The organism is Desulfobulbus sp. (assembly GCF_031547805.1).
GTDB lineage: Bacteria > Desulfobacterota > Desulfobulbia > Desulfobulbales > Desulfobulbaceae > Desulfobulbus.
The window spans coordinates 21,182-29,699 of record NZ_JAVBRQ010000036.1; the positions used below are offsets into that span (position 1 = coordinate 21,182).

Annotated in this window: 6 protein-coding genes; all 6 read right to left on the reverse strand. The window is 64.2% G+C overall.

The window, feature by feature from the left end:
- Positions 1–26: 26 nt before the first annotated feature.
- Positions 27–1,376: a Ni/Fe hydrogenase subunit alpha gene (locus tag RMR13_RS13235; protein WP_310601098.1), complete on the reverse strand. Its 1,350-nt coding sequence runs from the start codon at positions 1,374–1,376 to the stop codon at positions 27–29.
- Positions 1,377–1,453: 77 nt separating this feature from the next.
- Complete coding sequence (locus RMR13_RS13240) at positions 1,454–2,374, reverse strand: methyl viologen-reducing hydrogenase (protein ID WP_310601099.1); 921 nt, start codon at positions 2,372–2,374, stop codon at positions 1,454–1,456.
- On the reverse strand, positions 2,371–2,793 hold the full coding sequence (locus tag RMR13_RS13245; RefSeq protein WP_310601100.1) for a hydrogenase iron-sulfur subunit: 423 nt from the start codon (positions 2,791–2,793) through the stop codon (positions 2,371–2,373). Before RMR13_RS13245 ends, RMR13_RS13240 begins: the two co-directional genes overlap by 4 nt.
- Positions 2,790–5,858 (reverse strand): FAD-dependent oxidoreductase, encoded by a 3,069-nt coding sequence (locus tag RMR13_RS13250; RefSeq protein ID WP_310601102.1) that lies wholly within the window; start codon positions 5,856–5,858, stop codon positions 2,790–2,792. The genes RMR13_RS13245 and RMR13_RS13250 overlap by 4 nt, the downstream gene beginning before the upstream one ends.
- Before the next feature lie 7 nt (positions 5,859–5,865).
- Positions 5,866–7,347 carry a 4Fe-4S dicluster domain-containing protein gene (locus tag RMR13_RS13255; RefSeq protein WP_409070299.1) on the reverse strand — a complete coding sequence of 494 codons (1,482 nt, stop codon included), beginning with the start codon at positions 7,345–7,347 and terminating at the stop codon, positions 5,866–5,868.
- On the reverse strand, positions 7,344–7,841 hold the full coding sequence (locus RMR13_RS13260) for a hydrogenase maturation protease (RefSeq protein WP_310601101.1): 498 nt from the start codon (positions 7,839–7,841) through the stop codon (positions 7,344–7,346). The genes RMR13_RS13255 and RMR13_RS13260 overlap by 4 nt, the downstream gene beginning before the upstream one ends.
- Between the last annotated feature and the right edge of the window lie 677 nt (positions 7,842–8,518).

Genomic DNA, 8,518 nt, shown 5'->3' on the forward strand with positions numbered 1-8,518 from the left:
TCCAGGCGGTGCGTGGCACAGGAAATTCAGGGGTCGTAGGCGCGCACCGCCATTTCGATCCGATTGAGCAGCGCGGTATCGATCTGGCTCCCGTCGATGAGGGTGGCCGCGGCCCGGTGGACGCTCATGTTCATCGGCGCGATATTGTGCGTGGTGCCCACGATCAGATTGGCGCGGACAATGCACCCGTTGTCGTCGGTGGTGAAGTCGTGGATCAGGGTGCCGCGCGGGGCCTCGACCTGGCCGACCCCTCTGCCGGCCCGCGGCTCGGCCGGGGTGCGGACCAGCGGTTCGGCGATCCGTTGGTCCGCCAGCAGCTCAAGCATTCGCTCGCAGGCATAGACCAGCTCGATCAGCCGGGCCCAGTGGGCCAACAGCGCGCCTTGGGCCGGACGGCCGAACCCAGCGCGAAACGCCTCCAGTTCGGCCTGGGCCAGGGGCGTGGCAATGCGGTCGCAGACATTGATCCGGGCCAGGGTGTTGACCCGGTAAACCCCTCGAGGCGCCTCGAGATCCAGGGAAAAGCCTTCGTCCCAGGCGCGGGCATAGACCATCTTGGCCGTGGACCACGGCTCGGCCCGCTCGGCCAGATAGCGGTCATAGTCGGATGGCGCGAAATCGATGGTGTCGCCGCCCGGCCGCATCAGGCGCAACCGGCCCCGGTAGAACCGCAAGTTGCCCTGGTCGTCGACCGTGCCGAGGAAACCGGTCCTGATCGCGCCCAAGGCCGCTTCTTCTTCCGCAAAACGAACGAAAACCCGTTTTTTGGCAAGGTCCAGGGCCCGACAGGCAAAATCGAGCAGCACCCGGCCATCGGCCAACAAGCCTTGCCGTTCCTGTTCGGTCATGGGCTTGGAAAAACCGCCGATTACCGCGGCCACCGGGTGAGTGGCCTTGCCGGCGATCCGTTCGAGCATCGCCAGCCCCAGCTGCCGCATCCGCACCACCTCGGCCGCCAGTTCCGGCTGGCGTTGCACCAATCCCATCAGGTTGCGCACCGAATAGTCGCTGTTCGGCTCGAATAGGAAATCCGGAGCGGCGAGAAAAAAGAAATGAAGAATTTTATCGTGAATATGCGCCAATACAAGGCACAGCTCACGCAAAAGCTGACCGGCGGGCGGCGGGGTGACGGTAAAACAGCAATCAATGGCCTTGGCCGCGGCCACATGGTGCATCCAGGGACAAATGCCGCAGATCCGGCTGACGATCCGGGGAATCTCCTCGGCCGGCCGGCCGATGACGAACTGTTCGAAGCCGCGCAGGGCGTCGATCGACAGCCGGGCATCGGCCACCTGGCCGGCATCGTCGAGGTGGATGTCGATCCGGGCCTGTCCTTCGATCCGGGTTACCGGCTGGATGCTGATTACCTGGGGCATGAATTCCCGCTCCTTACCGGCCGGTCGAATCCGAAACTTCGGTCCGAGTGCGCGGCGATGCTGTGCGTTCCGGCCATCTATCTCTCCCGGATGTTCGGTTTGAGCAGGCCATGCGCCCCGCTGAACCGCAGCAGGGAGCGCCGGTCGACAATGGCGCGGTGATCGATGCCCTTGCTGGCCAACACGTTGAGCAGGTCGAGCAGCTGGTTGCCCTGGCGCCGTACCGGGCCATAGCAGCCCCGGCACGGGACCCGGGCGCGGATGCACAGCGGCATTTCCCGGCCGCCGCAGCCGCCGACGGTCACCGGTCCCATGCAGAGCAAACCTTGCTCGAGCAGGCAGCGCATCGAGTCGGTCGGCGCTTCGGGATCGTAGTCGGCATTGGCCAGAAACCGCCGCACGCTCATCCGGCCACTGCCGGTACGGGCCGTGGGACAGTGCTCGCACACGCTTTTTTCGGCCAGCTGCGGCCGGTGCCCGGTCGCCAGGGCGGCCACTGTCGCGACAATGGTTTCCGGCCGGGGCGGGCAGCCGGGCAGGAGCAGATCGACCTCCACCTGCTCGTCGATGGCATAGACCCGATCCAGCCAGTCCTCGGGATCGAATCCGCCTGAACAAGAACGCTCATCTTCTGGAAAAACCGTGCCAAGCGTCTGTTCGACTGTCCACTGGTTTCTCAACGCCGGGATGCCGCCATGGCTGGCACAGGTCCCGAAGGCAACCAGGACGCGGCATTGCCCGCGCATGGTCCGCAGCAACTCCAGTTGGGCCTTGCTGGCCACCCCGCCCGATACCAGGCCGATCTCGGCTGGGGGCAGGTCGGGTTTGCCTTCCGCGTCGTTTGCATATTTGCGGTCCAGCAGCAGCGGAAAATGAACGATATCCACCAGTTGCAGCAAATCGAGAAAAAGGTCGCCGCCGTTGAGCAGCGCCAGCTCGCAGCCGGAGCAGGCGTGCAGCCAGTGGCAGCACAGCCGTGGCCGCCGCGCCTCGCTCATTGTCCGTCCTCCTTGGCCTCGATCCAGGGCGGCCTTCCGGCCTCCAACCGCTCGCTCATGGCCCGGAAGGCCGCGACCAGCCGTTCCGGTTCGGACGACGACACCCAGACCAGCTGGAAGCGCTCGGCGGCAATGCCCAGGTCCTCCAGGGTATCGGCAATGATCTCCGCCCGGGCCAGAGCCATCTCGTTGCCCCTGAGGTAATGGCACTCGCCGAGGTGGCAGCCGACGACGATTACCCCGTCCGCCCCCTTGTTCAGGGCCTGGAGCACCAGGTCCGGATGGACCATGCCCGAGCACATCACCCGGATGATCCGGATCGAGCCGGGATACTGCAGGCGGGAAATTCCGGCCAAATCGGCGGCAGCATAGGAGCACCAGTTGCAGCAGAAGGCGATGATCACCGGTTGCCTTTTCATGGCCCTTCCTCCGCCGGCACGGCGGCCTCCAGGGCCGCGTCGATCTGGGCCTCGAGCTGGGCGGTGGTGAATCCGGCGACGTCGATTCCCCGCTTGGGGCAGGTACCCTGACAGATGCCGCAGCCCTTGCAGAGAATGCGGTCCACGGTCACGGTCTTGCGCAGGACGCCTTCCCCGTCCCGATATTCCGCCAGCTTGATCGCCTGGTAGGGGCAGACCCCGAGGCACAGGGCGCAGTCGTCGCACCGGTCCGGATCGACCAGGGCGATGTTGGGTTCCAGGGCGATTTCCTTGCGCGACAGGAGCCGCCCCGCCTTGGCCGCGGCGGCCAGGGCCTGGGAAATCGACTCTTCCAGCGGCTTGGGATAATGGGCCAGACCGGCGACGAACACCCCGTCGACATGGAATTCCACCGGCCGCAGCTTGGCATGGGCTTCCTCGAAAAAGCCGTCCCGATTGAGCGGCAGCTTGAACATGGTGGCCAGGGCCGCGGCCTCGGGATTGGCCAGGGTGGCGGCGGCGAGGATGACCATGTCCGCCCGGATCTCCAGGGGTCGATGGAGCACGTGGTCCCATACCTCCACCAGCACGCTGTTGTCCGCTTTCCTGATCCGGGGCGGACCGTGCTGCTCGTAGTTGATGAACACGATCCCCATCTCCCTGGCCTGGTTGTAGATTCGCTCTCGTTGGCCGTAGGTGCGGATCTCCCGGTAAAGGATGTAGATCCGGCGGTCCGGCGCCTCCTTCTTCAGCTTGATGGCGCTCTGGATCGAATGAGTGCAGCAGGACTTCGAGCAATAGGGCCGCTGCCGGTTGCGCGAACCGACGCACTGGATAAAAACAAAGGACTTGCCGTTGGCCACCCTGGTCTCGTTGTGCATGTGCAGCTTGTCGAACTCGATCGAGGCCACCACCTTGGGGATTTTGCCGTACTCGAATTCCTCGGGGATGTAGCGCTTGGCTCCGGTGGCGATGATCGCCGCCCCGTGGTCGATGGTCCGCTTGCGGCTCGTGCCGGTACGGATCAGGCTGGTGAAATTGCCCACATGGCCGCTGACCGCGACGATGGTGCTGCTGTAGCAGATCTCGATCAGGGGATGCTGCTGCACCGCCTCCCGCAGCTCCTTGAGAAAACGGGGCACGTGCTCGCCGCTCCAGGTCTGGTAGAGGTGGAGGGCATTGCCCCCGAGCTGCTGCGTCTTTTCGATCAGATAGACCTGGTAGCCCTGCCCGGCCAGATTGAGCGCCGAGGTCATCCCCGCCACCCCGCCGCCGATGACCAGCACCGAGGGGGCAATGGAGATGCGCAGCGGCTTGCGGGCCGTCTGGCCGCTCACCTTGGCCACCGCCATCCGGACCAGATCCTTGGCCTTGGCCGTGGCAAGCTCCGGCTCCTGGCCGTGGACCCAGGCGTTCTGGTTGCGGATATTGGCCATCTCGATCAGGTATTCGTTGATCCCGGCCGATTTGAGGGTCTTGCGAAACAGGGGCTCGTGGGTTTTGGGGGTGCAGGCGGCGACCACGATCCGGTTGAGCCGTTTTTCCCGGATCTGTTGGACCATCAGGTCCTGGGTGTCCTGGGAGCAGGTGAACAGGTTGCGGGCCACATGGGCCACCTGCGGCAGAGTCGCGGCATGGGCGGCCACCTCCTCGACATCGACCACCCCGGCGATATTGGTGCCGCAGTGGCAGACAAACACCCCGATCCGCGGTTCCTGGCGGCTGACATCCTGTTCCGGCGGCGGCGGCAGGTTCCTGGTCAGGCTGTGACGGACCGGATTGAGCAGGGCGGCGACGCTGGCCGCGGCCGCCGAACCGCCGATCACCGACTGGGGGATGTCGCGCGGGCCGTTGAAGGCACCGCAGGTGAAAATGCCCTTCAGCGAGGTGTGGACCGGCATCAGAGCCGAGATCGAGGCGAAACGGTCCGGGGTCATGTGAATGCCGATCTTTTCGGCCAGCCGGACCATGGCATCCGGGGTTTCCAGCCCCACCGACAGCACCACCAGATCGACCGTCTCTTCCACCTGCCGGCCATGGGCATCGATGTAGTGCAGCCACAAATCGCCTTTCTGCCCCTTGGGTTCGACCCCGTGGATGCGGGAACGGACGAAACGGATATTGTATTCGTTGCGGGCCTGCTCAAAGTAACGCTCGAACTCTTTGCCCGGAGTGCGCATGTCCAGGTAGAAAATGGTCACCTCCACCTCCGGACACGCCTCCTTGACAGTCATGGCCTCCTTGATCGCGTACATGCAGCAGACCGTCGAGCAGTATTCGTTGTTGCAGCGGTTCTTGTCGCGGCTGCCGATGCACTGGAGAAAGGCGATCCGCCGTACCGGCTGGCGGTCCGAGGGCCGGGCGAGGACGCCGCCGGTGGGACCGCCCGGCGACAGGAATCGTTCGAACTGGAGCGAGGTGACCACATTGGGATAGAGCCCGTAGCCCCAGGCCCTGGTCTTGCCGGGATCGAAGGGCTGGAAACCGAGCGCCATCACCACCGCGCCCACCCGCAGATACCGCTCCTGGCCGCGATCGGCGAAATCGATGGCGCCGGGCGGGCAGATTTCGGCGCAAATCCCGCATTTTTCCGGATCGTTCAAGCGGATGCAGGCCTGGGGATCGATCTGGTACTTGAGCGGCACCGCCTGGGGATACTTGATATAGATGGCCTTGCGCTTGGCCATGAAGATGTTGAACGAGTCGTCGATGCTTTTGGGGCAACGGCGGCTGCATTGGCCGCAGGCAATGCACTTGGCCGGGTCGACATAGCGGGGATGTTCCAGCACCCGCACGGTGAAGTCCCCTGCCCTGCCGCCTATGTCGATCACCGTGGTCAGCGTCATGATGTCGATATTGGGATGGCGGCCGCACTCGACCAGCTTGGGCGAGATGATGCACATGGCGCAGTCGTTGGTGGGAAACACCTTGTTGTACTGCGGCATGGCGCCGCCGATGGCGCCGGTTTTCTCCACCAGATGGACGAAATAGCCGGAGTCGGCCAGGTCGAGCGCGGCCTGCATCCCGGAAATGCCGCCCCCCACCACCAGGACCGCCCCGATCATGGCCTGTTCAGACACGGCGCGCCTCCCTCGTCTCCGTCGGCGGCATGACCAGGGCATTGGCCACCAGTTGCCAGAGAAACTGAACCTCGACGTGGAGGTTGAATTCGCGGTTGAGCGAATAGAGAATCTGGTCCCGGCAGTTGAGGCAGGAGGTGACCACCAGCTTGGCGCCGGAAGCGCTGATCTGGCGGGCCTTGATCCGGCCGTGGAAGACCCGCTCGGCCCCGAAGGGATCGGCCCAGGCGCCGCCGCCGGCACCGCAGCAGTAGTTTTCTTCCCGGTCCGGCACCAGGTCGACGTATCGCTTGCAGCAGGCCTTGGTCAAAATGCGGGCCTCCTCGAAATAGCCGTGGCCAAAGGCCTTGAGCGAATGGCGACCGTAGTTGCAGGAATCGTGGAAAGTGGCCAGCTTGGTTTGGCTGGCCGGATCGAGCCGGATTCTGCCCTCGTTGAGGTATTCGAGCAGCAAGTCGAAGACCGAGTAGATCTTGAACTGCTGCAACGACTCGGGAAACCAGCGCTCCAGGGCATAACGGGTGGCATAGTAGGCGTGGCCGCATTCGGGCAGGAGCAGGGCCGTGCAGTTGAGCCGCTCGATATTGTCGATGATCCGCTTGACCATGGTGCGCATCGCGCCGTAGTCGCCGGCATGGAGCCCCCAGTTGATCCCCTCCCAGTATTCGGAGGAGATGGTCCAGGATTCGCCGGCAGCGTGGAAGATCTTCCACCACCAGGTCATGGCCTCGGGCTCGGCAAAGGGCTGTTTGGAATTGACCGTCACCAGGAATCGGGTGCCGCGGACATCGATGGGGGTGACAAAACCGGGGCAGGAGGCGCGGGCGAGTTCTTCGCCCATTTCCCGCGCCAGGGCGAGAAAATCGTCCTTGGGAATGCCGAGATTGTTGCCCCTTTCCAGGCAGGTGACCACCCCCTTGCGGATGGCGGCCGGCACCTTGTCCCGGTCGCAGCGCGCCCGGATGCGACGCAGCAGCTGCACAATCTCGACGTTCATCGGGCAGACCGCCTCGCACTTGCCGCACAGGGTGCACTTCCACGGCCAGCTGCTCGCCACCACCTCGTCCTCCAGGCCCAGGAAGGCCATGCGCACGATCTTGCGCGGGTCGAGCTCGTCGACCCCGGAAATCGGGCAGGCACCGGCGCAGGAGCCGCAGGTCAGGCAGATGTCGGCCAGGCCCGGCGAGGTATCCAGATCCTTGGCCTTCGCGTCCAGGCAAACCGGCATCGAGGCCGCCGCGACCGGAGAACGGGGCGCCACCGGCAATTCGCCGGGCGCGGCCGCATCGGACTTCAACCGGGGCTGTCGACCATACTTCTCGCACAGCCGCCGGTAATCCTCCCATTGGATCAGGTAGCGGCGGCCAGGCCCCTCCTGGGCCGGGAGGATGCCTGCGTTGATCCAGTTGCGGATGGTGTTGCGATGCACCCCGAATTCTTCCGCCAACTCGTTGACCTTGGCTTCGTAGATCATGGCGCGACGCTCTCCGGGACGGCAAAGGGGGCGACGAGTTCGGCGATCCGGGCGCAGGCCAGGTCGACGGCGGCCCGAACCGGCGGCGACAGGCCAGGGGCGCACAGGGTGGCGGGCGGCTTGATGCCGACCAGAAAGAGAACGATCTCGATCCTGGTTTGGGCCGTCAGCTCCCGCAGCAGGTTGACGGTGGGAAATTGGTGGAGAGAGAAATCGTGGATCTTGCGGGCAGGCACATCGGCGGGCGCGCAGCGGCGCAGCAGGCCGGGCTCCGTCCCTTGCCCAGGATCGGCATCGATCACGATCAGCAGCGCGGGCCGCTGGCCGGGGTCGAGCAGATAATCGAGCAGATACTCCCTGATCGCGGTGCCGGCATCGACCAGGCGGACCGTCGACGGCAGGCCAAGGCGGGCCAGTTGCTCGACCACGGCCGGACCGAAGCCGTCGTCGCCGAGCAGGATGTTGCCGCAGCCGAAAATCGCGACCCGCGGCACTGCAATCCGGACTTGCCTGTTGTGCGAGATGTGCATAATGTCGGCACTATGCCACTCTTTTTTCAGGTTCCGCAAGAGCAAAAACAAGGCGGCTCGTTTTCCGACCGGGCGCTTGATTGACGCGGACGCAGCATGGACGAGCCTTGGGCCACGCGGCACCGGGTAGAACCGTGCCCCAACTGTCGTCCGAGGCCATGCAAACCATCGCTCCGAAGGATATCGCCGAGTATCACGACTGGAGGATGCAACGTGTGGGGCCAAGCTCGGTCATCCAGGACATGAGCTTCATATCGTGCCTGTACCGGATGGCGAGAGCGGAGTGGGGATTGCAGATCGAAGACCCTGGAAAGGAGATAAGGAGGCCGTCAGCGCCGAAACATAGGCTTTCCTTGCTCACGCCTGGGCAAATAGACAAGCTGCTCGATTATGGTTCATCCGGCAAACGCGTACCTGGGGTTGGAAGGAGTTGTGGAAAAGTGACATGACATGAGCGATGTTGTCTGGCGACGAAACCCGACAACAAAAGGAGCTCAGTCTGTCACAATCACTTTTGTATCATGCCTTTGGCATCAAAGGCGTCTCCTATCGCAGCACGCACGTCCTCGGCAATGCCCTTATCTTTTCTGTTGAAACGACCAACCGTCATGTTGCCTGTCATACCTGCGGACATCGGTATT